The organism is Camelimonas sp. FR25, from assembly GCF_059740505.1.
The window spans coordinates 107,894-134,686 of sequence record NZ_JCAWFG010000045.1 but is presented as its reverse complement, the minus strand read 5'-3'; the positions used below and the strand labels follow the sequence as shown (position 1 = coordinate 134,686).

Sequence of the window (26,793 nt, the reverse complement as noted above, 5' to 3'; positions counted from 1 at the left end):
TCCCATCCGTCTGATTGCCTGGGCGAGCTCAGGCCGCAAGAGGGGCAGACCGCCGCCTGACGGGCGCAGGGCGCGGCGGCGGCGACAGATGCTGACGCGGTTGCGGCCCCTAACCATTCGCCCATGCCGTCGCTCACAGCGCCCTGGCGGGGCAGGGTGACCGGGGCGCGGATTTCGCGCGTGCCAGGCGCCACCAGCGTGGCCAGCGCCACGATCGCGGCGGCGATTATCAGTCCGATAACGGCAAGAACACTCAGGAGTCGGAATAGCGTCGGCATGTGCTCCTCGCCCGCCCCCAAGGCGCGCCTGATCCTGCTGGCGCTCGCAGCCATGGACCGCCGCCGCCTCGCGCCGGTCCGGGCGGCGCCTGCAGGTGAGGCGACCATAAGGCCAGGCTTGCCACCGATGGGTTAACGGCGGCGGCGACGCCGACGCGCCAACGGCTTTGGCGACAACGCCCATCACGGCCAAACTTCTGCGCAGAAGCCGGGGGGCGCTGGCGCGACGACCGAGACAGTTTCCGGCAGTCGTGTTATCGACAGTTTATGACGTTACAACCGAACCAGGATGACCGTGCGGCCGCAGCCGGTGCGGAGCGCGTGCGCCAGGGGCTGCGCGGTCGCTCGCTGGTGCTCGTGGGGCTGATGGGCAGCGGCAAGAGCACCGTCGGGCGGCGGCTGGCCAACCGGCTGGAGATGCCGTTTGTCGACGCCGACACCGAGATTGAGCGCGCGGCTGGCAAGACCATTCCCGAGATTTTCGCCACCCATGGCGAGCCCTATTTCCGTGACGGCGAACGACGGGTGATCGCCCGGTTGCTGGCGGAGGGCGGCCATGTGCTGGCCACCGGCGGCGGCGCCTTCATGGACCCCAGCACCCGGGCGCTGATCCGGGCGCGCGGCGTCTCCGTCTGGCTCAAGGCCGATCTCGACGTGCTGATGAAGCGGGTGCGCAAGCGTGGCGGCCGGCCATTGCTGCAGACGCCTGATCCGGAAGGCGCCATGCGCCGGCTGATGGATGAGCGCTACCCGGTCTATGCCGAGGCTGACCTGACCGTGCATTCGCACGAAAGCCCGCATGAGGTGGTGGTGGACGACGTCATCGCCGCCGTGCTCGGCCATCTGCCGGCGGTCCGCCCCGCTTCAGCGCAGGACGCGGCGACGCCGGGGCCGTAAGGCTGGCAGGTTCGCCGGGACAGGGCGGGCGGCGGCGCGCGGCGCTCCGCCTGCGATATAGCGGCGTCAGCGCCTGAGGGCGGACGCCACACAGCATCAGGAAATCAGCATGCAGCAGGGCCAGCAGCAGAACGGCGCCGCCGAACGGGTGATCCGTGTGGCGTTGGCGGATCGCTCCTATGACATCCGCATCGGTCGCGGCGTCATCGACAGCCTTGGCGCGGAGGCGGCGCGCCTGTCGCCAGGCGGTAATGTCGCCATCGTCACCGACGCCAATGTCGACGCCGCAATTGGCCAGCGGGTGCGCGACAGCCTCGCGGCGGCGGGCCTGCGGGTTGACAACATTGTGCTGGCGCCGGGCGAGGCCACCAAGAGCTGGGCCGAACTGCAGCATGTGGTTGAAGCGCTGCTGGCCGCCAAAATCGAGCGTGGCGATCTGGTTGTGGCCCTTGGCGGCGGCGTCATCGGCGATCTCACCGGCTTCGCCGCCGCCATCATGCGCCGCGGCGTGCGCTTCATCCAGGTTCCCACGTCGCTCCTTGCCCAGGTCGATTCCTCGGTGGGCGGCAAGACCGGCATCAATTCCCCGCATGGCAAGAACCTCGTCGGCGCGTTTTACCAGCCGTCGCTGGTGCTGGCCGATACGGCGGTGCTCGATACGCTGCCGATCCGCGAATTCCGCGCCGGCTATGCCGAGGTCGCCAAATATGGCCTGATCGACCAGCCGGAGTTCTTCGCCTGGTGCGAGCAGAACTGGAGCGGCGTCTATGAGGGCACGGCGGCGCGCGACCATGCCGTCGCCACCAGCTGCGCCGCCAAGGCCGCGGTGGTGGCCCGCGACGAGACCGAGACCGGCGACCGCGCCTTGCTCAATCTCGGCCACACCTTCGGTCATGCGTTGGAACGGCTGACCAACTATGACTCCACGCGGCTGGTGCATGGCGAGGGCGTGGCCATCGGCATGGCCCAGGCCTTCCGCTTCTCGGCCAGGCTCGGTCTGTGCGCCGAGGCCGACGCGCACCGCGTCGAGCAGCATCTGACGGCGGCGGGCCTGCCCATTCATCCGTCGCAGATTCCTGGCGGCGTCGGCACGGTCGACGCGGTGCTCGACGCCATGGCCCAGGACAAGAAGGTGTCGCGCGGCGCGCTGACCTTCATCCTGGCGCGCGGCATCGGCCAGAGCTTTATTGCGAAGAACGTGCCCCGCGACGATGTACGGGCGTTTCTTGAAGCAGATATGGCCTGACAGGGGGGCGGCAGCCTCGGGCGTAGACGGCCCACAGCCCGCCGTCAGGTCCTGTGCTCATCGCCGCGCCCCAAGGATCGCCGCGCCCCAAAGGATCACCGCGCCCCAAGGATCGCCGCGCCCCAAGGCGCGGCGTTTTTGTTCCAGACGCCGATGGACCTGCGCGCTCCCGGTCCGGCCGGTGCCGCCGCGCGCGCCGTGCAGGTCGTAGATGTATGGGCCATGTCGCGGTCGCCCGGGGAGGCGCCGTAAAGCATTTACGAATAGCCGTCCCGCCTATCGTTCTGGCTACTATTGCATGAATACCCGTGTTATTATGATGTGACGTAGTATTTCGGCTTGCATGTTACTGCATTTGGCGCGGTGTCGCTCGTTCAATTCGGATAAATACATGGATCAGGTCGTCGTCTTCATTATTCTGGTTGCGGCGATTGTCGCCACGGGCTTTGGCCGGCGGCCGCTGGCGCTTGGTCTGTGGGGCGCAGCCTTGCTCGCCCTTGTCGGGGAATATTTGCTTCACGCCACGGAGCGGCTGCCGCTGGCGCTGTGATGGAGCGTCGCATGCTGGGACAACGCGCTGCGCGCTGCGCCAATCTGCTGGCGCTGGCGGGCATAACCGCCATTCTGACCGGCGCCTTTGTGGTGCAATTCGCCCGGGGCGAGCTGCCCTGTCCCCTGTGCAACCTGCAGCGGGCGGCGTTTCTGGCCATGGCCGCAGGTCCTGCGCTCAATCTGGCCTTTGGCGCCCGGCCACGGCACTACGGGCTGACGCTGCTCGCCGCCGTGCTTGGGGCGATCTTCTCGGGCCGCCAGATGTTGCTGCACATCACGCCGGGCGATCCAGGCTATGGCGCGCCCCTGTTCGGCGTCCACCTCTACAGCTGGGCGTTTGCGATATTTGTTCTGGCGATTGTGCTGACCGCCGTGATGCTGGTGCTGGGGGAGAGTTCGGACGTCCGCCCGTCAAGGCGTCTGGCCCGTCTGGCTTTGGCCCCGCTGGCCTTGCTGGCGGCGCTCGGGGCAGGCGCGACCTTGTTGCAATGCGGCTTTGGCCTGTGCCCCGACAACCCGGCGCATTACCGCCTGCTGCAGCCGGCGCCGAACAGCGGATGACCGCTCATGCCTCAGGGAGAGGGGATGGGGCGCCGCCATATGGGTCGCGGCGCGCCTGCCCGGCATGCGTGGCCGCAGGCAATCTCGTGCGTAGCGGCGCCCTGGCGCGCCATTGGGCGCCAGGGGGCAGGTGTGAGGCAAGTTCAGCGGCCAGCCAGCAGGCGACGCCCGCCGGGGCCGCCAGATGTCACAGCCAGGGGCGATCGCCAGCGATGCGCTGCTCGTAGGAGTCGATCGCCGGGCCACGGGTGGCGACGGTCTCGCCGATATCGTCGAGGCCGTTCAGCAGCTTGTGCTTGCGCTGCGGATCGATCTGGAACTTGACCACGCCGCCGTCCGGGCCACGGATCTCTTCAGCTTCGAGGTCAACGGTGATGGTGGCGTTGGCGCCGCGACCCGCGTCATCGAACAGCTTGTCGAGGTCTTCGCGCGACACGATCGCCGGCAGCAGGCCGTTGTTGAAGCAGTTATTGTAGAAAATATCGGCGAAGGAGGTCGAGATCACGCAGCGGATGCCGTAGTCGACCAGCGCCCAGGGGGCGTGCTCACGCGAGGAGCCGCAGCCGAAATTGTCGCCGGCGACCAGGATGGTGGCCTCGCGATAACCCGGCTTGTTGAGCACGAAATCGGAGTTTTCCGAGCCGTCCTCATTGTAGCGCATCTCGGAGAACAGGCCCGTGCCGAGGCCGGTGCGCTTGATGGTCTTCAGGTACTGCTTGGGAATGATCATGTCGGTGTCGACATTGATGATTTCCAGCGGGGCGGCGACGCCCGTGAGCGTGGTGAATTTCTGCATGGCGTATCTCCAGGCTGGCGGCGCGCTCAGGCGTCGGCCGCCGCCTCGATGGCTTCCATATCCTCGTCCGAGAGGCCGAAATGGTGGCCGATCTCATGCACGAGAACGTGTGTCACAATGTCCCCCAGCCGCTCCTCATGCTCGGCCCAGTAATCAAGGATGGGCCGGCGATACAGGTAGACGAGATTGGGGAACTGTCCGGTTTCGGGAACCATGCCCGATTGCGCCAGCCCCTGGCCGTGAAACAGCCCCAGCAGGTCGAAGGGGGTCTCACACTCCATGATCCGCAGGGTTTCCTCATCGGGAAAATCCGTGATCTGGATGACGATGTCGCCGCACATGCGCAGGAAGGCATCGGGCAGCTCGGCGAACGCAGCGTTCGCCATCTGCTCGAAATCCGCGATGGACGGCGCCATCAGGCTGGCGAACGCCGGGCTGGCGTCAGCGCTGTCGTCGTCAGCATGACTGGTTGCGGCAGCGCTCACCCCGATCAGCCCCAGTTACGGATGTCGACGAAGTGGCCTTCGATCGCGGCAGCCGCAGCCATGGCCGGCGACACCAGATGGGTGCGGCCCTTGAAGCCCTGACGGCCCTCGAAATTGCGGTTCGAGGTCGAGGCGCAGCGCTCATGCGGGGCCAGACGGTCCGGGTTCATGGCCAGGCACATCGAGCAGCCCGGCTCGCGCCAGTCGAAGCCGGCGGCGATCAGGATCTTGTCGATGCCTTCCTGCTCGGCCTGCTGCTTCACCAGGCCCGAGCCCGGCACCACCATGGCGTTGACATTGGCGTTGACCTTCTTGCCCTCGACCATGCGGGCCACGGCGCGCAGGTCTTCGATGCGGCCATTGGTGCAGGAGCCGATGAACACGCGGTCGATGCCGATGTCGGTGATCTTCGTGCCGGCCTTCAGGCCCATATACTCCAGGGCGCGATGCTTGGAGATGCGCTTGGCCTCGTCGGCGATCTGGTCCGGATCCGGCACCACGCCCGCCACCGAGATGACGTCCTCAGGGCTGGTGCCCCAGGAGACGATGGGCGGCAGATTGGCGGCGTCGAGACGCACCACGGCGTCGAAATGCGCGCCCTCATCGGTGCGCAGGGTGTCCCAGAAGCGCACGGCCTCATCGAAGGCTGCGCCCTGCGGCGCCTTCGGGCGGCCACGCAGATAGGCGTAGGTCTTCTCATCCGGAGCGATCAGGCCGGCGCGGGCGCCGCCCTCGATGCTCATGTTGCAGATGGTCATCCGGCCTTCCATCGACAGTTCGCGGATGGCCTGGCCTGCGTATTCCATGACGTGGCCGGTGCCGCCGGCGGTGCCGATCTCGCCGATGATCGCCAGGATGATGTCCTTGGCGGTCACGCCCTCGGGCAGGCTGCCGTCGACCTGCACCAGCATGTTTTTGGCTTTCTTCTGGATCAGCGTCTGGGTGGCCAGAACGTGCTCGACCTCAGAGGTGCCGATGCCATGCGCCAGGGCGCCGAACGCGCCGTGGGTCGAGGTGTGGCTGTCGCCGCAGACAATGGTGGTGCCGGGCAGGGTGAAGCCCTGCTCGGGGCCGATGATGTGCACCACGCCCTGGCGGATGTCGTGCTCGGAGTAATATTCCACGCCAAAGTCGCGGGCGTTCTGGGCCAGCGTCTCGATCTGGGTGGCGCTCTCCGGATCCGGATTGGGCAGCGAGCGGTCGGAGGTCGGCACATTGTGGTCGACGACGGCCAGGGTCTTCTGCGGCGCGCGCACCTTGCGGCCGGTGACGCGCAGGCCCTCGAAGGCCTGCGGCGAGGTCACCTCGTGCACCAGATGGCGGTCGATATACAGCAGGCTGGCGCCGTCTTCGCGGGTGTCGACGACGTGGTCGTCCCAGATCTTGTCATACAGTGTGCGGGGAGCCATGGCAGGCCTCGTTTCGGTTCAAAATCAGCTGCGCTTTCGCGCGACATTGCGACGCCCGCATCGACGGGCGGTAACGGGGAGTGGCGCAGTGGTCCGGGAGGGCCTGGCCTGGCTTTGTGACTGACAATTGAGGTCAGTCGCAGGGCCTGGCGGGCGAGGGCGGTCCCTGCGCGAGGCAGGCCGCAACGGCGGCCAGCCTCAGCGGCTAAGTTCCGCCTGGACAGACGCCGTCATCCGGCCGAAAAACCGGCCGGGCAGGCGCGTGTGATCATGCAGCAGGATGCTGCCCGGCTCGGCAAGCCGCGCGACGGCGGCGTGCCGCCGGGGGCGGTCCACTTCGCTCGTCGACAGGATCAGGGTCATGTTCATGGCCTCTTTGTAGCAAATCCAGTCTGCGGCGACAACGGCGGCGTTCCGCCGCCTTCGCGGCCCGGCCGGGCGTCTGACGCATGACGTTCCGGCGGGCGCCTGGGGGGCTGCAGCCATGGCGCGCCGCCCGCAGCGCCATGCCTGGGAAGGTTTCATGCCTGGGAAGGTTTGCTGCGAAGGTTTGAAAGGCGCAAAGATTGACGCCGCTGCATGCGCGCACCACCCTGCGCGGCGTGGCCAGGCGACAAGGAGCGCTGTGAATGTTTGTGTTGCGTGCATTTCCCCTGCTGGCGCTGGTGCTCGCCGCCTGGAACAGCCTGGTGGTGTTTGGCGCGGCGACGCCGGGCACGGTGGTCGGCCAGACCACGCTGCCGTCCGGGCAATTGTGGCCGATCACCACCGGCGACGCCTTTGTGGTCGCCGCCTTTGCGCTGTTGTTCGTCGAGATCATCACCGCCCGCGCCCGCACCTCCTCGCTGGTCAATCACGCCCTGTCGCTGGCGGTGTTCCTGATCTGCGCGGTGGAGTTCCTGTTCGTGCCCAAATGCGGCGAACCTGCGTTCCTGTTCATCACGCTGATCGCCGCCATCGACGTGCTGGCCGGCTATTGCATCTCGATCCGCGCCGCCCGCTTCCGCCCGCTGGCCGATGAGGCGGATGAGGCCGCGGCCTGAGCGGCGCCCGCATCTGAGGCGGCCCGGCGCCGCCTCCCCGGGGGGCGGCGCGCCCGCCCGGCTCTGGCGCCCCTGGCTCGCTTGCGCCTGGCTCTCTTGCCCCCAGTAAGGCCCGCTTCCGCAACAGCCCCCTGGCGTGAGACGCAAAAAAACCCGCCGTAGCAGCTACGGCGGGTCAAATCCCAGACTCGCCCCGATCGCGCGGGGCGTGGGCCTTATGCGCCCGGCTTGCGCTCCACGCGCTCGGCGATACGGGCCGACTTGCCGCGACGGTCGCGCAGGTAATACAGCTTGGCGCGCCGCACCTTGCCGCGACGGATCACCTTGATCGAGTCGATGATCGGCGAATACAGCGGGAACACGCGCTCGACGCCCTCGCCGTAAGAAATCTTGCGAACCGTGAAGCTCTGGTTGATGCCGCCGCCAGCGCGGGCGATGCACACGCCTTCATAGGCCTGCACGCGGCTACGCTCGCCTTCGCGAACCTTCACATTGACCTGCAGGGTGTCGCCGGCGTCGAACACAGGAATCTGGCGTTCGGCGGTCAGGCGGGCGATCTGCTCCTGATCGATCTGTTCGATAATGTTCATATGGTGCTCCTGCCGATACGATCTGACGATCGCAGCGTTTCGGCGACGCTGTTTTCAGTTGAAGTCGCGCCTTTACACCAGCGCGCGCCTGCTGTCGAGGGGCTGACGTGTGGCCCGGGCGACTGGGGCCCGGATAGACGCCCCCTATGGGCGACGGCGCGTTTGGTCGCGGGCGTGCCAGCGGCCAGGGCGCCAGATGGGGACGCGCACAATTGACAGCCTGAACGCCGCTTCCTATACGCGCGGTTCTTCCATGGACGGGCGCCCTGGGCGTCCGCCTCCCTCCCGACGAGTGTGATTGAGAGCCATGGCCCGCCTGGTAATGAAGTTCGGCGGTACGTCCGTCGCGAATATCGAGCGCATCCGTAACGTCGCTCTCCACGTCAAACGCGAGGTGGAGGCGGGTAACGACGTCGCCGTCGTCGTCTCGGCCATGTCCGGCAAGACCAATGAGCTGGTCGCCTGGTGCCGCGAGGCCGCGCCGCTTTACGACGTGCGCGAGTATGACGCCGTGGTCGCCTCTGGCGAGCTGGTGACGGCTGGCCTTTTGGCCATCACCCTGCAGGGCATGGGCCTCAAGGCGCGCTCGTGGCAGGGCTGGCAGATACCGATTCTCACCGACGACGCCCACAGCGCGGCGCGCATCACCGGCATCGACGGCGCCCGCCTCAACGCCGGCTTCGCCCAGGGCGAAGTGGCGGTGATCGCTGGCTTCCAGGGTATGCATGAGGCGAGCGGCCGGGTCACCACGCTGGGTCGCGGCGGCTCGGACACCAGCGCGGTGGCGGTGGCGGCGGCCATCGGCGCTGATCGTTGTGACATTTATACGGACGTGGACGGGGTCTACACCACCGATCCGCGCATCGTCAGCAAGGCGGCCCGCCTTGACCGCGTCTCCTTTGAGGAGATGCTTGAGATGGCGTCGCTTGGCGCCAAGGTTTTGCAGGTGCGTTCGGTCGAAATGGCGATGGTTCACGGCGTGCGCACCTATGTGCGTTCGTCGTTCGACGATCCGGCCAATCCCGGTATCGGCACGCTCATTTGCGACGAGGAGGAGATCGTGGAACAGCAGGTCGTCACCGGCATCGCCTATTCCCGTGATGAGGCGCAGATCACCCTGCGTCGCGTCGCTGACAAGCCAGGCGTGGCCGCAGATATTTTCGTGCCGCTGGCCGAGGCCAACATCAACGTCGACATGATCATCCAGGTCGTGTCCGGCGATAACGCCTCCACCGACATCACCTTCACGGTGCCCGGCGCCGACTATGAGCGCGCCCGGACAATCCTGGAGGAGCGTCGGGAAGCGCTCGGCCTCACCGAGATCGAGGGCGCCACCAATGTGGTCAAGGTCTCGGCCATCGGCGTCGGCATGCGCAGCCATGCGGGCGTCGCCGCCAGGGCCTTCCGGGCGCTGGCCGACAAGGGCATCAACCTGCGCGCCATCACCACCTCCGAGATCAAGTTCTCGGTGCTGATTGATGAAGCCTACACCGAACTGGCCGTGCGTACGCTGCACACCCTCTACGGCCTGGACAAGGCTGAAGGCTAATACCAGAACCCTATGAGCGTGACTCATCGGGTTCTGGCCAAGCCCGTGCGGCGCCTGAGCATTTCAGGAGGCGGATGCGTCAGCAGCTTCGCATCCTGGTATAAGGCTCACAGCAGTCATTGCGCCAGAACGCCCCGGCTCGCCGGGGCGTTTTGCGTTTGCAACGCCTTGCGTTCAAACGGGACCTTTTCGGCCAGGTTCCGCGCCGCAAGGTGACTGGGGGCATAAGCCGATCCTGATACCGGAGCCCGATGGCATGCCACATCGGGCGCCGGCCAAGCTTGTGCGGCGACGGAGCATTTCAGGCGGCGGATGCGGCAGCATCGTCGCGGTCTGGTATGAGAGATCGGGATACGCTCTACGGCGGTGCAGAAGGTTCGGCTTCAGCCTCAGGCGGCGCGGCGACGCCGAGCAACAGCCGCGCCACATCGGCGCGCTTGGCCAGAAGGTCCGCCAGGGTGTAGCTGTCGAGCACCGCCATGAAGGCGCCCAGCGCCTCGCGCAGCGCTGAGGTCAGGCCACAGGCCGGCGCAATGACGCAGCTGCCGCAATCGACCAGGTCAAAGCCATCCTCGGTATGGCGCACCACCGCGCCAATATTGATGCTCGCAGCATCCCGGGCGAGGCGGATGCCGCCCGAGCGCCCGCGTACGCTGGCGATATAGCCGGCGCGGGCCAGATCATTGACCACTTTCATCAGATGGTTCTGCGAGATGCGATAGGCGGTGGCGATTTCGGCGATCGAACACAGCCGGTCTGGCCGCGCGCCCAGATAGAGCAGCACGCGCATGGCGTAATCCGTATAGCGCGTCAGTCGCATCGTTTTCCGTTTCAAGGCGCCAGTGGCGGTCACCCGTCTCAGTTATGGCCGGGGAGGCGTTGGCTCAAGCGTGGCGGTATGCCCTGCGACAATTTGAAAGATGCATTTCTGTTGCATGACTTATGGTGCGGTGAATAGATGTATCTGCGATGCATCAATTGGCGTCGCCCGGCGGCCTGCAGGACCGCACGGTCGTCCATTCATTCCTGGAGAACCCCCATGCCGCGGTCATTGAGCGACGCCACCATCGCCACGGTGAAGGCCACCGCCCCCGTGCTCGCCGTGCACGGCCTCGCCATCACGCGCGAAATGTACGCCAACATGTTCCGCAATCCGGCGATCCGCGACCTGTTCAACCAGTCGCACCACGGCGATGGCGGTTCGCAACCCAAGGCCCTGGCCGCAGCCGTGCTGGCCTATGCCCAGAATATCGACAATCTCGACGTGCTGGCGGCGGCGGTGGAGCGCATCGCCCAGAAGCATGTCGGCTTGCAGATCCTGCCGGAGCACTACCCCTATGTGGCGGATGCGCTGCTCGGGGCCATCAAGACGGTGCTCGGCGACGCCGCCACGCCGGCCATCATGGAGGCCTGGGGCGAAGCCTACTGGTTCCTCGCCGACGTGCTGATCGAGCGCGAGCGCGCCATTTATCAGGAGATCGCCGGCTCTGTGGGCGGCTGGAACGGCTGGCGCGATTTCACCGTCGCTGACATTGTCGCCGAGAGCAGCGTCATCAAATCCTTCATCCTGCGGCCAGCGGATGGTGGACCTGCGGTGCGCAACAAGCCGGGGCAATATCTCACCCTGTGGCTCGACATTCCCGGCCATCCGCCGCTGAAGCGCAATTACACCGTCTCATCCGCTGCGGACGGCGCCGGTTACCGCATTACCGTGAAGCGTGAGCCGCGCGGTCTCGCCTCGCGCTGGCTGCACGACCGGGTCAGGGTCGGCGACCGGCTCAAGGTCGGCGCGCCAGCGGGCGAATTCTTCCTGTCGCCAGCGCAAGACCGGCCGGTGGTGCTGCTGTCGGGCGGCGTCGGCCTCACGCCCATGGTCGCCATGCTGGAAAGCATCGTCGCCACCCATCCGCAGCAGCAGGTGCTGTTCGCCCATGGCGCCTTTGACGCCTCCGCCCAGGCCATGGCTGGCCACGTCCGCGAGCTTGTGGCGGCGCTGCCCAATGGCAAGGCGATCTTCTTCCACGAGGCGCCGAGCCCGGCCTCGGTGGCCGGCGCAGATTTCGACGAGAGCGGCGTGATCTCGGCGCAATGGCTGGCCAGCGCGACGCCCATACGCGAGGCCGACTACTACATCTGCGGCCCGCGCCAGATGCTGCGCGACGTCATCGCCGCTCTGGTGGCGGCTGGCGTGCCAACGGCGCGCATCCATTACGAGTTCTTCGGCCCGGCCGATGAGGCGCTGGCCGCCTGAGGCGCCGCCAACGCCTGTGAAACGACAAAGGCGCGCCCCAACCGGGACGCGCCTGCTTTTTTGGTGCATCGCAAGACAGAAGCTCTGGCCAGCCCCGCCTGTCTCATACGCTCGTGCTCACGCCCGCAAGCGCTCGCGCCCAGGCCCACACGCGCCAGGTCACCCCCGCCGTCATGCCCGTGCTCGTCACGGGCATCCACGTCTTCCGAGCGTCACAATCCCCAGCGCCACAAACCCAGCGCCACGGCGCCGGCGAGCCTTCCAGACAGCGCCCGCCAGCCGCCCCGGCCTTAGAGCTGCACGCCAGCGTCCTTGAGCTTCGCCACTTCGGCGGCGCGCAGGATGAAGCGCTGCACCTTGCCGCTCGGGGTCTTCGGCAGTTCGGTGACGAAGTCGATCTCGCGCGGGTAAGAGTGCGTCGACAGCCGCTTGCGCACGTGCTGCACCAGCTCCTCGCGCAGCGCGTCCGTGCCGTCGAAGCCCGGCTTCAGGATGATGAAGGCCTTGACGATCTCGGTGCGCTCCGGGTCCGGCTTGCCGATGACGGCGACGTCGGCGACGCAGGGGTGCTCGATCAGCGCGCTTTCCACGTCGAACGGACCGATGCGATAGCCCGATGAGGTGATGACGTCGTCGGCGCGGCCAAAGAAGCTGATGGTGCCGTCGGCGTTGATCTCGGCGGTGTCGCCGGTGCGGTAATAGCGCTGGCTTTCGGGCAAGGGCTCACGGCCCCAATAGCCGGCGAACACCAGCAGCGGCGAGTTGTGGCGGTCGATGGCCAGTTCGCCCTGCTGCTCCGGGGCCAGCTCATTGTCATCCGTGTCGATGACGACGATGCGATAGCCTGGCAAGGCGAAGCCCGCAGCGCCCTCATGCACCGGATGGGCGAGGGCGTGATGGTTGCACAGCACCATGCCGGTCTCGGTCTGGCCGTAATGGTCGCGGATCGGGGCGTTGAGCGCCCGGTCGAACCAGCGGATCACCTCGGCGTTGAGCGGCTCGCCCGCTGAGGACACGGCGCGCAGCTGGCCCCTGACCTGGGCGGCGACATCCTCGCCGGCGGCCATCAGCAGGCGATACGCCGTCGGCGAACCGGCGAGATTGGTGACGCCGTGCTGCTTCAGCACCCGGTAGAAATTGTCCACCGTGAACGGGTCCTCGCTGTACAGCGTGGTCTGGCCCATCAGCAGCGGCGTGGCGGCGGCGTAATACAGGCCGTAGGCCCAGCCCGGATCAGCGATGTTCCAGTAACGGTCGGTTTCGCGCAGGTCGACCGAATAGCGCATGTAGGCGAGGAAGCCGGCCAGCGCGAACATCGGCACGCGCACACCCTTGGGCGAGCCGGTGGTGCCCGAGGTGAACAGCATCATGATCAGGTCGTCGCGCTCCAGCGCGACCGGCGCGAACACGTCGGAGCTCTGCGCCATCTCGGTGGCGAAATCGACGTCGCCGGCGTCAATCGCCTTCTGGCCGCCGCCAATGACGACGATGGGCGGCATGCGGTCGGCGCCGTCGAGCTTGGGACGGTTGGCGGCGTCGGTGACCACCAATTTGGCGTCGGCGCCATGCACGCGGCTTTCCACGGCCTTGGGGCCGAAGGCGGTGAACAGCGGCACATAGACCGCGCCAGCCCGCCACGCGCCCAGCAGCACGGTGAGCATGTCGACGTTACGCGGCATCATGGCGGCGATGCGGTCGCCCTTGCCAATGCCCAGCCGGGTCAATGTATTGGCGAAGCGCGCCGCGCGCTGCTGCAGGTCGGCGTAGGTGTATTCGGTGACGACGCCGCCCCGGTCATGGATCAGCGCGACGCGACCATCGTTGGCCCAGCGGTCGCAGCAGGCGACGCAGGCGTTGACCACGTCCGCATTGGCGGTCACGTCCTGCCAGAGGTTTTCGGCATTGAAGGTGTCCAGGAACCCGGCGTAATCGCCGAACGTGGCCTGGCTGCGCGCTGCAGTCATCGTCGTCTCCCGTAATCCGCTCCCGCATGGGAGCGCATGCAAGGCCCTGGCGCGGCAGGCTGCGTCACGCCGGCCCCCCCGCCAAAGCTTGCTGGTCCTTGCATCAGTTGGCCACCCCTCGATGGGGCTGCTTTCCGGCGCCGCGCTGGCAAAAAGGTGCGGATGCAACGGAATATCCTGACAAGTTCTTGACAGACATCCGCTTTCTCGCCCCGCTCCGCCAGCGACCTGATCGGCGTGCGATGCCACGCAGCAGCGGCCAACACAATCATGGCTGTTCTAGTCAATTGGTTTACGTGACCGTTTGTCACCCCTTGGGGCTGGCGCGATCGCCGTCGGGGGTATGTCGTCAGCCGCAGGGCGCGCCACGATAGCTTAAGGGAAATAAAATTAACCCCGGCGGCAATCGCCGGTGTCCGGGCGATGTGTCTATGAATTTGCGCACGAACTGTGTCGCAAAATCCAGCGCATGTGCCGGATTGTTCACTATAGATATGATTGTACTGGGCAGCTATTCTTGTCACATCGCACCGTCGGTCCGAAAATCTCGCGCCATCGCCAGGATGGCGCCCCCCGACCGCAGCGGGCGACAGAAGCAACGCGCCCGTCGGCGACCCCCGATGGCGCCTGGCATGCACGCCTCTCCCGGGTGGGAGCGACATGAACAGCGCGGGCAGGCGCCATCGTCGGCTGCGCACCTGGCGTGCGCCGCGCCGGCGTCGCGCCATTTTTCTTGTCGCGGGGATCGTGGCAGGCATGGCGCTGGGCGCAGGGGGCGGCCTTCTGGGCGTGGAACTGATGCGTTGGCGCTCCAGCGACGGCTTCACCGCGCATCAATATGCCCTGGGACGTGCCCGGGTAATCCAGGCGCATCTTGATCGCGCGCCGCCAGGCGCGATCATTGTGGCGGGCGATAGCCATGCTGAATTGACGCCGGCGCTGCCGGGCCTGTGTGGCCGGCCTGTGCTCAACGCTGGAGTCAGCGGCGCCACGGCCCGGGGGTGCGCGGATCTGTGGCATGGGCTCACCATGGCGCGGGCGCGGGCTATCATCCTCACCATCGGCGTCAACAACCTGCTGCGCAAACGCCACAACAGTCCGGACCGTTTCGCCGCCGACATCCGGCGGCTGCTCGGCGAAATGGCTGGACGGGCGGAGGTCGTCGCGGTCAGCGCCATTCCGCCCGCCGCCGCCTCCACGGGCCGGTTTCTGGCGCTGGAGCAGACGGCGGCGTTCACCGCGGAAATCAGGCGCGCCTGCGCAGATCTGGCCAGTTGTGTGATGATCGACCTGTACGCCGCAGACCGGGCGGAGGCGATGTTCGGTCTGGCCCGCACGGGCGCCATGGCCGACGGTCTTCACTTTCGCCGCTACGCCCGGCGCTATGACGAGACGCTGTGCAGCGCCATCGACAACGCCTTCGCCCTGACGGCCCGGAGCGGTGGCAAAGCCGGGGGCGTCGGAACGGCGGCGCATTAGCTGGCGCTAGCCTGTCAGGCGCCTCGCTGCGCGGCGACGTCAAACAGGCGCGCGGCATGGAACGGAGGCGGGTGGCGGATGAAAATTGCCGCCTGGTCAGGTTCAGAATGGGCGGATCATGCTCTAGTGGTCAGGTCCTGCCCTGAGTCGCCGTGCAGTTTTGAGCGCGGGAAGGTCGCTGGCGCGGAAGGCGCGCCGGGCTTGCGCATTGGAGTAATATCAATGGGTTCACATGGTTTCGCCGCCGGCGCCAATCCGGGTGATCGCGGCGCGTTCAGTTGGGAAGACCCGTTTCTGCTGGATGATCTGCTCAGCGATGATGAGCGGATGATCCGCGACAGCGCCCGGGCCTACGCTCAGGAAAAACTGCTGCCGCGCGTCATCGACGCTTACGCGCATGAACTCACCGACCGCGCCATCTTCAACGAGATGGGCGAGCTGGGCCTGCTCGGCGTGACGCTGCCGGAAGACTATGGCTGCGCCGGCGCGTCTTATGTCGCTTATGGCCTCGTGGCCCGTGAGGTTGAACGCGTCGACAGCGGCTATCGCTCGATGATGAGCGTGCAGTCGTCGCTGGTCATGTACCCGATCTATGCCTATGGCTCCGAGGCGCAGCGCCGCAAATATCTGCCGAAGCTGGCCAGCGGCGAATGGGTCGGCTGTTTCGGCCTTACCGAGCCCGACGCCGGTTCCGACCCCGGCGGCATGAAGACCCGCGCCGAAAAGATCGACGGCGGCTATCGCCTCAATGGCGCGAAGATGTGGATCTCCAATTCGCCCATCGCCGATGTGTTCGTGGTCTGGGCCAAATCCGCCGCCCACAATGGCGACATCCGGGGCTTCGTGCTCGACAAGGGGACGAAGGGCCTGTCCGCGCCGAAGATCGACGGCAAGCTCAGCTTGCGCGCTTCAATCACGGGCGAGATCGTGCTCGACAATGTCGAGGTCAGCGAGGAGGCGCTGCTGCCGCATGTCTCGGGCCTCAAGGGTCCGTTCGGCTGCCTCAACCGCGCCCGCTACGGCATCTCCTGGGGCGCCATGGGCGCGGCGGAAGACTGCTGGCACAGGGCGCGCGCCTACACGCTGGACCGCAAGCAGTTTGGCCGCCCGCTCGCCGCCACCCAATTGGTGCAGAAGAAGCTGGCCGACATGCAGACCGAGATTTCGCTGGCGCTGCTCGCCTCGTGGCGCGTCGGCAAATTGTTCGATGACGGCCGCATCGCCCCGGAGATGATCTCGATCGTCAAGCGCAACAATTGCGGCAAGGCGCTTGATATCGCCCGCATGGCCCGCGACATGCACGGCGGCAACGGCATTCACCAGGAGTTCCACGTCATGCGCCATGCGCAGAATCTGGAGACGGTGAATACCTATGAGGGCGCCCATGACGTGCATGCGCTGATCCTCGGCCGCGCCCAGACCGGCATCCAGGCGTTCTACTGATTTCATCAACGGCGCGCGCAGGCGCTGGGGCCGAGGGCGCTGGTAAAGGCGCCGGTAAAGGCCTTGGGTAAAGGCCTCGGCACAGGGGCCGGCGCGCCCAGCATGGAGGGGCTGATGGCTCCACAACCCCTGAAGGGCGTGCGCGTGCTCGAGCTGGCGCGCGTGCTCGCCGGCCCCTGGGCCGGGCAATTGCTCGCCGATCTCGGCGCCGATGTGGTCAAGGTGGAGCGCGCCGGCGTCGGCGACGACACCCGGCAATGGGGCCCGCCTTTCGTCGCCGCGGCTGACGGCGGCGACCTCTCCGCCGCTTATTATCACGCCGCCAATCGCGGCAAACGCTCGATCGCCGTCGATTTCGAGACGGAGGAGGGGCGGGCGCTGGTGCGCCGTCTCGCCGCCCACGCCGATATCGTCATCGAGAATTTCAAGGTCGGCGGTCTCAAAAAATATGGCCTCGACCACGCCAGCCTGCGCGCCGGCCACCCGGCGTTGATCTATTGCTCGGTGACTGGCTTCGGTCAGGATGGGCCTTACGCGCCGCGCCCGGGCTATGATTTCATGATCCAGGGGCTGGGCGGCGTCATGTCGCTCACCGGCGAGCCCGATGGCGAGCCGGTCAAGGCCGGGGTGGCCTACGCTGACATCTTCACCGGCATGTACGCCACGGTGGCCATCCTCGCGGCCTTGCAGGGCCGGGCGCAGAGCGGCGTCGGTTGCCACATCGACATGGCGTTGCTCGACACCCAGGTGGCGGTGCTTGGCAATCAGGCGATGAACTATCTGGTGTCTGGCGAAAACCCGCCGCGGGTTGGCAACGCCCACAGCAATGTCGCGCCCTACCAGGTGTTCCCGGCTGCCGATGGCCACTTCATCATCGCCTCAGGCACCGATCTGCAGTTCGCCCGCATCTGCGCCGTGCTCGGCCTGCCAGAGCTGATCACCGATGCGCGCTTCCTGAAAAACGCCGATCGCATCAGGCATCGCGACGAGCTGGCGGCGCTGCTGGCGGCGAAAACCGCGACCTTTTCCCGCGACGATATTCTGGCGCAGCTGACGGCGGTTGGCGTGCCAGTCGGTCCGATCAACCGGCTGAACGATGTGTTCGCCGATCCGCAGGTGTTGCATCGCGGCCTGCGCATCGAACTGCCGCACGCCAACGCCGCTGGCGGCATGGTGCCCGCCGTGCGCTCGCCGATCGTCATGGATGGCGAACCCGTCGTGGCGATGCGCGCCTCGCCTGAACTGGGTGGCGATGGCGACGACATCCTCGCCGATCCGGCCTGGGGCGGTTGACGCCGCCCCATCAGCCGCTGGAGTCGTGACGCTGGCCGCGCGGCTCATACCAGGATGCGAAGATGCTGACGCTTCCGCATCCTTAAATGCTCAGGCGACGCACGGGCCTGGCCAGAACCCGGTGAGTGAAGCTCATCGGGTTCTGGTATCAGGCGTTCTTTGGCGCAAAGGCGTGGGCGAGGGTGTTGCTGTCGAGGGCGCCAAAGCCCTGGCCGGTGGTGGCGTAGCGATACAAAGCGGCGGAATAGATTCCCGACAGCGCCACCTGCACGGTGGCCAGTAGCCCCCAGCCGCAGAACATCAGCGCGATGACGAACATGCCGCCGCCGTTTTGGCCATTGGCGAACATGGTGATGGCGAAGAATACGCCCGCCACGAACACGCAAGCGTGCAGCAGGAAAAACATCAGGCCGATGCTGGCGACGCCGATGACGCTTTCGCCCCAGGTGTGGCGGAACAGGCTGGCGCTTTCCTTGACCGCATCCATGGGGCTGAGGTCGCGCATCACCAGCACGGGGATGATCAGGAACGACGCCAGTCCCCAGGCCACGCCAGCGAGGCTGGCCCCGATCGAGCCGAGCACGCCAGCCTTCTCGGCGACAAAGCGCAGCGCCACGCCAACGGTCGCCGCGACGATCGAATAGCCGAGGATGTGTCGCCATTTGCTGCGCGCCACGGCGAGGCCATAGCCAAGACCTGCGGGCTCGCCGGCCAGCCGGCGCATGACGGTGGCCACCAAAGCGACCGAGAAAAAGCTGCCGGTGAAATAGGTCGCGACATAGAATACGAACAGCACCGCATAGAACAGCAGCGTGCTGTCGCCATCCTGGTCGGCCGAGGCGCCCCACACCATCGCCATGAACAGCGGCGCGATAAACAGCAGCACGACGAGCAGCACGGAGGCGAAGCCCATCAGCGGGAACACCAGCAGACGGACGTCGCTCTTCAGAATGTCCATGCAGGCCTTCAGCATGGCCCAACTGTTGCGCATCCGTTGTCCAAACGACATGGCTCTTCCCCCGCTTGTGTCACCGGCTGAACCGGCCTGCTCACCGGCGACGATGCGTGCTGCCCAGGTTTGGCCGCCCACGAGGCCCAAACCGGCACGATCTGGTCCAGAATGAACCGCTCAAGCTGCTGTCGCGCAAGCCCCGCGTCAGGTTCAATGGGCGGCCAGTCTTTTTGCCCCAGCCCGCCTGACGGGCCAGGGGGACCCTATGCACACAGCAAAACGCCCGGCTTTTCGCCGGGCGTGTGATGTTCAGCGTAGCGCCATGCGCAGGCGCGACGTCTTGCGCGCCATGGTTCAGTGATCGCGGCGGTGATGTACGGGCGGGTGGCTCAGGCGGTCGACATAGGCGATGCCGATGGCCGACAGGATGAACACCACATGGATCACCGTCTGCAGGATGACGCCAGTCTCGGTGTAATTGGCCTTGCCGGGCACGCCCAGATTGCCGGCCTCAATGAAGGTGCGCAGCAGATGGATCGACGAGATGCCGATGATCGCCATGGCCAGCTTGATCTTCAGCACGCTGGCGTTGACGTGGCTCAGCCATTCCGGCTGGTCGGGATGGGTCTCCAGCTTCAGCCGTGACACGAAGGTCTCATAGCCGCCGATGATCACCATCATCAGCAGGTTGGAGATCATCACCACGTCGATCAGCCCGAGCACCACCAGCATGATCTGCTGCTCGGTGAAATCGAAGGCGTGCATGACGAGGTGATAGAGTTCCTTGAGGAACAAAAACGCATAGACGCACTGGGCCACGATCAGGCCCAGATACAGCGGCAATTGCAGCCAGCGCGAGCCAAAGATCACGCGGGCCATCGGGGACAATTGCTGCTGGGGCGGCGTCACGGGCGTGGGCGTGGGCCCGGGTGAATGCGGCGTCGGATCAGGCGCTGACATGGTGTTCCTGGAACTCGGTAAGGGATTGGTCGCGCAGGGCGCGCGCCCGCCGCAAAATGGGCGCCCAGGTCAACGCTATCAAGGGCAAGTATTGCGAATGTTGCGCATTTTCCGTGTGGCGCGCAGCAGCGGCCCAGCGGCCCAGCGGCCCAGCGGCCCAGCGGCCCAGCGGCCCAGCGGCCTGGCGTCACGCGAGCGCGGGCCGGCGCTTTATGGCCAGGGCGGCGCGGTTGTGCGTGCATGCCCGGGCCAGACACGGGCATGCAAGAGTCACGCATGCAAGTGGCACGCATACAAGTGGCGGGCATGTAAGAGGCTGAGGCGTCAGCCGGAGCGGTTCACGCGATGGCGTCCCGCGCGTTGGAGCGCCGCCAACCACGCCGCCAACCATTTGGCCACCCGCCGCCACCACCCCAGGCCGTCATGCCCGTGCTCGTCACGGGCATCCACGTCTTTCCCCGCCAGACAGCCCGCCGCGCCAACCTGGCCGGAAAGCTATCAGCGCTTGCCAGCGGAAATGATCCCGCCCAGCGGCTTCCAGCGGTCGTTCTCGAACACCAGCAACTGGCTCTGCTCGATCGGCTGGTAGTCGGTGGCGGAGGTGTTCATGGTGATGCCCGGCAGCATGACCGTGGGGGCGAAATTGTCCAGGCTGGCCGCAGCCTTCAAGACGCTGTCGCGGTTCAGATCGCGCCCGGCCTGTTTGAGGATGTGCTCCAGCGTCTGGGCCACCGCATAGGTGCCGATGGCGAAGCTGCTGTCCTTGGGCGCTTCCGGCACATATTTGGCGACAAACGCCTCCCATTCCTTGACGGCGGGGTCATTGGCCCATTGCGGATCGCCCGGGTCCTTGAAATTGCCGGTGGTGATGGCGCCCTGGGCGTTGGCGAGGCCAGCGGGCTGCAGCACCTGCTGCACTGAATTGGCGGCGTTATTGATGATCTGCACCGGCTTCCAGCCCATCTCGCCGAGCTTGCGAATGGCCTGGGCGGCGAAGCGTGGCGAAGCCAGATTGACGAACAGATCGGCGCCCGACGCCTTCAGCTTGACCATCTGTGAATCAACGGTCGGATCAGACAGCTCATAAGGCGCGTCGGCGACGATCATCGACACCTTCTCGCCGAGGCCCTCGCGCAGACCTTTGTTGAGATCCTTGCCGAAGTCATCGTTCTGATACAGCACGGCGATTTTGGCGTTGGGATATTTTTCCAGGATGTGCCTGGCGTAAATGCGGCCTTCGGTGTCGAGCGACACGTTGAACGGCATGGTCCAGGGATTGGCCTGCGGGTCCGAGCTGAACTTGGCGCCGCCCGACATCAGCATGATCTGTGGGACCTTGCGGGCGTTCATATATTTCATGATGGCGGTGTTATTGCCGGTGCCCAGCGGGGCGGCGATCAGCAACACCTGATCCTGCTCCACCAGCCGTCGCGCCTGCTCCACCGCCTTGGGCGGGCTGTAGGCGTCGTCATAGGAGAGGAAGCGCACCTTGCGGCCATTGATGCCGCCATTGTCGTTCACCCGCTGGAAATAGCCGCTGAGGATCTTGCCCAGCACGCCATAGGCCGAGGCCGGGCCGCTGTAGGGCACCATATTGCCGATCACCATTTCAGTGTCGGTCACCCCCGGCGTCGCCGCCGGCTGGGCGTGGGCCGGGCCAGCCAGCGCCAGTGCTGCGACGAGGCCAGCTGCAACCGTGGCGACGCCGCCTGCGCGACAAGCAGACATGAAAGTGCGCGCGAAGCGGCCGCCGCCGCGCGCGTCATGAGCGTGATCCATAATGTCCTCCCCAAACCCTTATCGTCCGCCGCTTTGCGGTCGGCGCCCCGCAGGGCGGGAGCATTGAATAACGTAAGTTGTGTTATGTATAGCGGCGGCGCGCCGGTCGGAGCGTTTTCCAGCCTGCGCCGCTACTCAGGGCGCGGCGGGTTGCAGCACGTCGCGCGCCGCGCGGATTTCGCGGACGAGGAAATCCATGGTGGCGCGGATGCGGGCGACGTCGCGCAGATCGGCGTGGACGATCAGCCAGAACGAGCGGGTCAGCGTCACCTGATCGGCCAGCACCCGCTGCAGCCGGGCGTCGCCGGTCATGAAGCGCGGCAGCACGCATATGCCGGCCCCGGCCTCGGTCGCCGCCAGCTGCGCCAGGATGCTGGAGCTCTGGATGCGCGGCCTGAGCCCCTTGGCGACTTCGTCGAGATAGTCGAGTTCAGGCGAATAGATCAGATTGTCGATGTAGCCGACGATGCGATGGGCAAACAGATCGTTGACCGTGCGCACTGGCGGCGCGGCGGCCAGATAGTCGGGTGAGGCGTAGAGCGCCAGATCGTAATCGCCGAGCTTGCGGGCGACGATGCGGCCCTCGCGCGGCGGATTGAGCGAGATGGCGATGTCGGCCTCGCGCTTGCTCAGCGAGGGAATGCGCGACATCGCCACCAGCTGGATCTCCAGTTCGGGATAGCGCTCGGCCAGCGCGGTGATGCGCGGCGCGAGGAACATGGCGCCCAGGCCATCGGGCGCGCCAATGCGCACGGCGCCAGACAGCGACAGATCGGCGCCGCCGATCTCGCTCTGGGCGGCGAGGGCGTGGGTCTCGATGGCTTCGGCATTGGCGAGCAGCCGTTCGCCCTGGGCGGTGAGCTGGTAGCCATGCGGGCGGCGCTCAAACAGCTTGGCCTTCAGCGCGCTCTCCAGCGAACTGATGCGGCGCGACACGGTGGCGTGGTCGGCGCCCAGCCGCTTCGCCGCCACGGTCAGCCGGCCAGCGCGGGCCACGGAGAGGAAATAGCGCAGGTCGTCCCAGTCGAATTTCATGCCGTGACCTTCAAGGTGGGGCCTGGGGGCAGGATCAGCGCGCCAGATACAGGGCGTCGCCGCCGTGTGCGCATTTTCGCACCGCAGTCATTCATAAAACCATATAGCGGTGCGCAATTGGCAATGATAGTGAAGCTACGCAATTGCGACGGTCGTACGGTGGCGCAAAGCCTGGCGCTGGATCATAGTTCTCCGGCACATGGTCCCCCCGTGACGGCCTTCCCCGCGCCTCGTCCCTGGACGGCGGCTGGTTTCAGGCCGCCGGGGCCTGGCCAGGATTTAACGGCGTCTGGCCCGCCCGGCTGGCGCGCCACGGTGAAAATGCGATGACTGTCGCCTGGATGCGGCAGCAAACTGAGAGGGTCGCCATGCACACCTATGGCCATTTCATCGGCGGCAAGCATGTCGCTGGCACGTCGGGCCGTTTCGCCGACGTTTACGAGCCGATGACCGGCGAAGTGAAGGCGAAGGTCGCCCTCGCGACGAAGGCCGAGCTGCGCGCCGCCGTGGAGAACGCCCGTGAGGCGCAGCTCGCCTGGGGCGCCACCAACCCGCAGCGCCGCGCCCGCGTGCTGATGAAGTTCCTTGAGCTCGCCCAGGCCGAATACGACAGCCTCGCCGAGCTGCTGGCCCGTGAACATGGCAAGACCATTCCGGACGCCAAGGGCGACATCCAGCGTGGTCTGGAAGTGGTGGAGTTCGCCATCGGCGTGCCGCACCTGATGAAGGGCGAGTACACCGAAGGCGCAGGTCCCAACATCGACATCTATTCGATGCGCCAGCCGCTCGGCGTCGTCGCCGGCATCACGCCGTTCAACTTCCCGGCGATGATCCCGATGTGGAAATTCGCTCCGGCCATCGCCTGCGGCAATGCCTTCATCCTGAAGCCGTCCGAGCGCGATCCGGGCGTGCCGATGCGCCTCGCCGAGCTGATGCTTGAGGCTGGCCTGCCGGCTGGCGTGCTCAACGTCGTCAATGGCGACAAGGAGTCGGTCGACGCCATCCTGCAGGACCCGGACATCAAGGCCGTTGGCTTCGTCGGTTCGTCGGCTATCGCGGAGTACATTTACCAGGGCTGCGCCGCCACCGGCAAGCGCGCCCAGTGCTTCGGCGGCGCCAAGAACCACGCCATCATCATGCCCGACGCCGATCTGGACCAGACCGTCGACGCGCTGATCGGCGCTGGCTTTGGTTCGGCTGGCGAGCGCTGCATGGCGATCTCGGTGGCTGTTCCGGTTGGCCAGGCCACCGCTGACCGCCTGATGGAAAAGCTGATCCCGCGCGTCGAGGCGCTGCGCGTCGGCCCGTCCACCGACCTGACCGCCGACTACGGCCCGCTGGTGACCCGCGACGCGCTGGAGCGCGTGAAGGGCTACGTGCAGTCGGGCATTGACGAGGGCGCCAAGCTCGTCGTCGACGGCCGCGATTTCAGGCTCCAGGGCTATGAAAACGGCTTCTACATGGGCGGCTGCCTGTTCGACAACGTCACCACGGACATGAAGATCTACAAGGAAGAGATCTTCGGCCCGGTGCTGTCGGTGGTGCGCGCCAAGGATTATGACGAGGCCCTGCGCCTGCCGTCCGAGCACGAATATGGCAATGGCGTCGCCATCTTCACCCGCGACGGCGACGCGGCCCGCGACTTCGCCGCCAAGGTTAATGTCGGCATGGTCGGCATCAACGTGCCGATCCCGGTTCCGATCGCTTACTACACCTTCGGCGGCTGGAAGCGTTCGGGCTATGGCGATCTGAACCAGCATGGCCCGGATTCGATCCGCTTCTACACCAAGACCAAGACCGTGACCTCGCGCTGGCCGTCGGGCGTCAAGGAAGGCGCCGAGTTCGTCATTCCGACGATGGACTGATCCGCGCCGCTATAATTGAGCGCGCCCCGGCGGTTCTCCGTCGGGGCGCGCACGCCTGTCGTAACGACCGCTTCAGGGGGAGCGCCGCGCCCAGGGGCGCGCTGGAGACGCAGCCATGAGCCAGACCACGCCGTTTTTCGCCCTTTCCGAGGATCACGTCGCCATCCGTGACATGGCCCGGGCCTTCGCCAGCGAGCAGATCGCCCCGCATGCGCTGGAATGGGATGAGAAAAAGCACTTCCCGGTAGAGGAGATGCGCGGGGCGGCGGCGCTTGGCATGGGCGGCGTCTATATCCGTGAGGACGTCGGCGGCTCTGGCCTGACCCGGCTCGATTCCGCGCTGATTTTTGAGGCGATGTCGACCGGCTGCCCTGCCGTCGCCGCCTTTATTTCGATTCACAACATGGCGTCGTGGATGATCGACACCTGGGGCACGGAAAGCCAGCGCCTGCAGTGGCTGCCGAAGCTAACCACCATGGAATGGATGGCGAGCTACTGCCTCACCGAGGCCGGCGCCGGCTCGGACGCCGCCGCCCTGTCGACCAAAGCCGTACGTGACGGCGACGATTACGTGCTGAACGGCGCCAAGCAGTTCATTTCCGGCGCCGGCGACACCGACGTCTACGTGGTGATGGTGCGCACTGGCGGCGAGGGGGCCAAGGGCATCTCCACCCTGGTGATCCCAAAGGATACGCCTGGCCTGAGCTTCGGCGCCAATGAGCGCAAGATGGGCTGGAACGCCCAGCCGACGCGCCAGGTGATCTTCGACAACGCCCGCGTGCCGGTGGCCAACCGCCTCGGCGCGGAGGGCGATGGCTTCAAGATCGCCATGGCTGGCCTTGACGGCGGCCGCCTCAACATCGCCGCCTGCTCGCTGGGCGGGGCCCAGGCGGCGCTGGAGAAGTCGCTGGCCTACCTCAATGAGCGCAAGGCCTTCGGCAAGCGGCTCGACGAGTTCCAGGCGCTGCAGTTCCGCATCGCCGACATGGCGATTGAGCTTGAGGCCGCGCGCAGCTTCCTGTGGCGCGCCGCCGCCGCGCTCGATCGCAAGGAGCCGGACGCCACCAAATTGTGCGCCATGGCCAAGCGCTTCGTCACCGACGCCTGCTTCAATGTGGCCAATGAGGCGCTGCAGCTGCACGGCGGCTACGGCTATCTGCACGAATATGGCGTCGAGAAGATCGTGCGCGACCTGCGCGTGCACCAGATCCTTGAGGGCACCAATGAGATCATGCGGGTGATCGTCGCCCGCGCGCTGGTCGGTCGCTGAGCGAGGCGGTCGCCCACAAAACCAAAACAGGCCGGCCTGGCCGGAGCTTCCGGGAGTAAATCATGAGCACCATTGCTTTCATCGGTCTCGGCAACATGGGCGGCCCGATGGCCGCCAATCTGGTCAAGGCTGGCCACACCGTGCGCGGCGCTGATCTGTCGGCCGCCTCGCGTGACGCCGCCGCAGCCCAGGGCGTCAGCGTCGCCGAGAACGCCGCCGACATCGTCGATGGCGCCGACATCGTCATCACCATGCTGCCCAACGGCAAACTGGTGCTGGCGGTCTGGGAGCAGATCCTGCCGCTGGCCAGGGCAGGCGCGCTGTTCATCGACAGCTCGACCATCGACGTCGACAGCGCCCGCAAGGCGCATGAGATCGCCGCCGCGGCTGGCAAGATCGCGCTTGATGCCCCGGTGTCCGGCGGCGTCGGCGGCGCGGCGGCCGGCACCCTGACCTTTATGGTCGGCGGCTCCCAGGCGGCCTTCGACGCCGGCAAGGCGGTGCTCGAGGTGATGGGCGGCAAGATCGTCCATTGCGGCGACGCCGGCGCCGGCCAGGCCGCCAAGATCTGCAACAACATGATCCTCGGCATTTCGATGATCGGCGTCTGCGAAGCCTTCGCCATGGGCGAGAAGCTCGGCCTGTCGCATCAGGCGCTGTATGACGTGGCCTCGACCTCGTCCGGCCAGTGCTGGTCGATCACCTCTTATTGCCCGGTGCCCGGCCCGGTGCCGACCTCACCGGCCAACAACGGTTACAAGCCAGGCTTCGCCGTTGACCTGATGCTCAAGGACCTGAAGCTGTCGCAGGACGCCGCCGCCAGCGCCGGGGCCTCGACGCCGATGGGCGCCGCCGCAGCGGCCCTGTATGAGCGCTTCGCCGCAGCCGGATTTGGCGGCTCCGATTTCTCGGGCATCATCAATTATCTGCGCGACGGCAAGAACTGAGCCGCCAAAAACTGAGCCGCCAGGAACTGAGCCGCAGGGCGATGCGCTAGGCGGGGGGGCGCAGCATCCGCCTCCCTGGTCGCGCCCCGCACGGCGCCTCCGCCCGTCGGCAGGCGACGTTTGGGCTGATACCAGAACCCGATGAGCGT

The 26,793-nt window shown here is 66.4% G+C and carries 24 protein-coding genes; 13 read left to right on the top strand and 11 right to left on the bottom strand.

Features of this window, described 5'->3' with window-relative positions; genetic code table 11:
• Positions 1-545 precede the first annotated feature (545 nt).
• The 4 genes from AC6A67_RS06200 to AC6A67_RS06185 all read left to right on the top strand — a co-directional run bounded on the left by AC6A67_RS06200 (position 546) and on the right by AC6A67_RS06185 (position 3,534).
• Positions 546-1,175, top strand: a complete 630-nt coding sequence (locus AC6A67_RS06200; protein WP_498035675.1) for a shikimate kinase — start codon at positions 546-548, stop codon at positions 1,173-1,175.
• A gap of 109 nt (positions 1,176-1,284) precedes the next feature.
• Positions 1,285-2,421 carry a 3-dehydroquinate synthase gene (aroB, locus tag AC6A67_RS06195; protein WP_498035674.1) on the top strand — a complete coding sequence of 379 codons (1,137 nt, stop codon included), beginning with the start codon at positions 1,285-1,287 and terminating at the stop codon, positions 2,419-2,421.
• 391 nt (positions 2,422-2,812) lie between these two features.
• Entirely contained in the window at positions 2,813-2,971 is a 159-nt protein-coding gene (locus tag AC6A67_RS06190; RefSeq protein WP_498035673.1) for a DUF5993 family protein, read from the top strand.
• 11 nt (positions 2,972-2,982) lie between these two features.
• Positions 2,983-3,534 carry a disulfide bond formation protein B gene (locus tag AC6A67_RS06185; RefSeq protein ID WP_498035672.1) on the top strand — a complete coding sequence of 184 codons (552 nt, stop codon included), beginning with the start codon at positions 2,983-2,985 and terminating at the stop codon, positions 3,532-3,534.
• A gap of 187 nt (positions 3,535-3,721) precedes the next feature.
• Here AC6A67_RS06185 and leuD read toward each other — a convergent pair whose 3' ends face one another.
• From leuD to AC6A67_RS06165, 4 genes are all read right to left on the bottom strand, one after another.
• On the bottom strand, positions 3,722-4,330 hold the full coding sequence (leuD, locus tag AC6A67_RS06180; protein WP_498035671.1) for a 3-isopropylmalate dehydratase small subunit: 609 nt from the start codon (positions 4,328-4,330) through the stop codon (positions 3,722-3,724).
• 26 nt (positions 4,331-4,356) lie between these two features.
• Positions 4,357-4,746 (bottom strand): metallopeptidase family protein, encoded by a 390-nt coding sequence (locus AC6A67_RS06175; RefSeq protein WP_498035736.1) that lies wholly within the window; start codon positions 4,744-4,746, stop codon positions 4,357-4,359.
• 74 nt (positions 4,747-4,820) lie between these two features.
• The gene (leuC, locus tag AC6A67_RS06170; RefSeq protein WP_498035670.1) at positions 4,821-6,224 is read right to left on the bottom strand and encodes a 3-isopropylmalate dehydratase large subunit; all 1,404 of its coding nucleotides are present in this window, start codon (positions 6,222-6,224) and stop codon (positions 4,821-4,823) included.
• Between the two features lie 198 nt (positions 6,225-6,422).
• The gene (locus tag AC6A67_RS06165; RefSeq protein ID WP_498035669.1) at positions 6,423-6,587 is read right to left on the bottom strand and encodes a hypothetical protein; all 165 of its coding nucleotides are present in this window, start codon (positions 6,585-6,587) and stop codon (positions 6,423-6,425) included.
• Positions 6,588-6,853: 266 nt separating this feature from the next.
• On the opposite strand from AC6A67_RS06165, the gene AC6A67_RS06160 reads away from it, so the two are divergent.
• Positions 6,854-7,267 (top strand): hypothetical protein, encoded by a 414-nt coding sequence (locus AC6A67_RS06160; protein ID WP_498035668.1) that lies wholly within the window; start codon positions 6,854-6,856, stop codon positions 7,265-7,267.
• A gap of 215 nt (positions 7,268-7,482) precedes the next feature.
• Here the strand turns inward: AC6A67_RS06160 and rplS are convergent, their stop codons facing one another.
• Positions 7,483-7,857, bottom strand: coding sequence for a 50S ribosomal protein L19 (gene rplS, locus AC6A67_RS06155; protein ID WP_498035667.1), 375 nt, complete (start codon positions 7,855-7,857; stop codon positions 7,483-7,485).
• A gap of 307 nt (positions 7,858-8,164) precedes the next feature.
• On the opposite strand from rplS, the gene AC6A67_RS06150 reads away from it, so the two are divergent.
• The gene (locus AC6A67_RS06150; protein ID WP_498035666.1) at positions 8,165-9,406 is read left to right on the top strand and encodes an aspartate kinase; all 1,242 of its coding nucleotides are present in this window, start codon (positions 8,165-8,167) and stop codon (positions 9,404-9,406) included.
• Between the two features lie 358 nt (positions 9,407-9,764).
• Here the strand turns inward: AC6A67_RS06150 and AC6A67_RS06145 are convergent, their stop codons facing one another.
• Complete coding sequence (locus AC6A67_RS06145; protein ID WP_498035665.1) at positions 9,765-10,226, bottom strand: Rrf2 family transcriptional regulator; 462 nt, start codon at positions 10,224-10,226, stop codon at positions 9,765-9,767.
• Positions 10,227-10,445: 219 nt separating this feature from the next.
• Here AC6A67_RS06145 and hmpA point away from each other — a divergent pair, with 219 nt between their 5' ends.
• Positions 10,446-11,657 (top strand): NO-inducible flavohemoprotein, encoded by a 1,212-nt coding sequence (hmpA, locus tag AC6A67_RS06140; protein ID WP_498035664.1) that lies wholly within the window; start codon positions 10,446-10,448, stop codon positions 11,655-11,657.
• 290 nt (positions 11,658-11,947) lie between these two features.
• On the opposite strand, the gene AC6A67_RS06135 is transcribed toward hmpA, so the two are convergent.
• Entirely contained in the window at positions 11,948-13,621 is a 1,674-nt protein-coding gene (locus tag AC6A67_RS06135) for an AMP-binding protein (RefSeq protein ID WP_498035663.1), read from the bottom strand.
• A gap of 756 nt (positions 13,622-14,377) precedes the next feature.
• On the opposite strand from AC6A67_RS06135, the gene AC6A67_RS06130 reads away from it, so the two are divergent.
• The 3 genes from AC6A67_RS06130 to AC6A67_RS06120 all read left to right on the top strand — a co-directional run bounded on the left by AC6A67_RS06130 (position 14,378) and on the right by AC6A67_RS06120 (position 17,836).
• Positions 14,378-15,100 carry an SGNH/GDSL hydrolase family protein gene (locus AC6A67_RS06130; protein ID WP_498035662.1) on the top strand — a complete coding sequence of 241 codons (723 nt, stop codon included), beginning with the start codon at positions 14,378-14,380 and terminating at the stop codon, positions 15,098-15,100.
• 222 nt (positions 15,101-15,322) lie between these two features.
• Positions 15,323-16,543, top strand: a complete 1,221-nt coding sequence (locus AC6A67_RS06125) for an acyl-CoA dehydrogenase (RefSeq protein ID WP_498035661.1) — start codon at positions 15,323-15,325, stop codon at positions 16,541-16,543.
• A gap of 114 nt (positions 16,544-16,657) precedes the next feature.
• On the top strand, positions 16,658-17,836 hold the full coding sequence (locus AC6A67_RS06120) for a CaiB/BaiF CoA transferase family protein (RefSeq protein ID WP_498035660.1): 1,179 nt from the start codon (positions 16,658-16,660) through the stop codon (positions 17,834-17,836).
• Between the two features lie 148 nt (positions 17,837-17,984).
• On the opposite strand, the gene AC6A67_RS06115 is transcribed toward AC6A67_RS06120, so the two are convergent.
• The 4 genes from AC6A67_RS06115 to AC6A67_RS06100 all read right to left on the bottom strand — a co-directional run bounded on the left by AC6A67_RS06115 (position 17,985) and on the right by AC6A67_RS06100 (position 22,562).
• Positions 17,985-18,845, bottom strand: a complete 861-nt coding sequence (locus tag AC6A67_RS06115) for a DUF6159 family protein (RefSeq protein ID WP_498035659.1) — start codon at positions 18,843-18,845, stop codon at positions 17,985-17,987.
• A 297-nt stretch (positions 18,846-19,142) separates the two neighbouring features.
• Positions 19,143-19,748, bottom strand: coding sequence for a TIGR00645 family protein (locus tag AC6A67_RS06110; RefSeq protein WP_498035658.1), 606 nt, complete (start codon positions 19,746-19,748; stop codon positions 19,143-19,145).
• Between the two features lie 498 nt (positions 19,749-20,246).
• Positions 20,247-21,476 carry an ABC transporter substrate-binding protein gene (locus tag AC6A67_RS06105; RefSeq protein ID WP_498035735.1) on the bottom strand — a complete coding sequence of 410 codons (1,230 nt, stop codon included), beginning with the start codon at positions 21,474-21,476 and terminating at the stop codon, positions 20,247-20,249.
• Positions 21,477-21,662: 186 nt separating this feature from the next.
• Entirely contained in the window at positions 21,663-22,562 is a 900-nt protein-coding gene (locus tag AC6A67_RS06100) for a LysR family transcriptional regulator (protein WP_498035657.1), read from the bottom strand.
• A gap of 368 nt (positions 22,563-22,930) precedes the next feature.
• Between AC6A67_RS06100 and AC6A67_RS06095 the strand changes: the two genes are divergently transcribed.
• The 3 genes from AC6A67_RS06095 (at position 22,931) to mmsB (ending at position 26,644) form a co-directional block, all read left to right on the top strand.
• Entirely contained in the window at positions 22,931-24,427 is a 1,497-nt protein-coding gene (locus AC6A67_RS06095; RefSeq protein WP_498035656.1) for a CoA-acylating methylmalonate-semialdehyde dehydrogenase, read from the top strand.
• A gap of 115 nt (positions 24,428-24,542) precedes the next feature.
• Complete coding sequence (locus AC6A67_RS06090) at positions 24,543-25,697, top strand: isobutyryl-CoA dehydrogenase (protein WP_498035655.1); 1,155 nt, start codon at positions 24,543-24,545, stop codon at positions 25,695-25,697.
• 62 nt (positions 25,698-25,759) lie between these two features.
• Positions 25,760-26,644 carry a 3-hydroxyisobutyrate dehydrogenase gene (gene mmsB, locus AC6A67_RS06085; protein ID WP_498035654.1) on the top strand — a complete coding sequence of 295 codons (885 nt, stop codon included), beginning with the start codon at positions 25,760-25,762 and terminating at the stop codon, positions 26,642-26,644.
• The last annotated feature ends 149 nt before the right edge of the window (positions 26,645-26,793 follow it).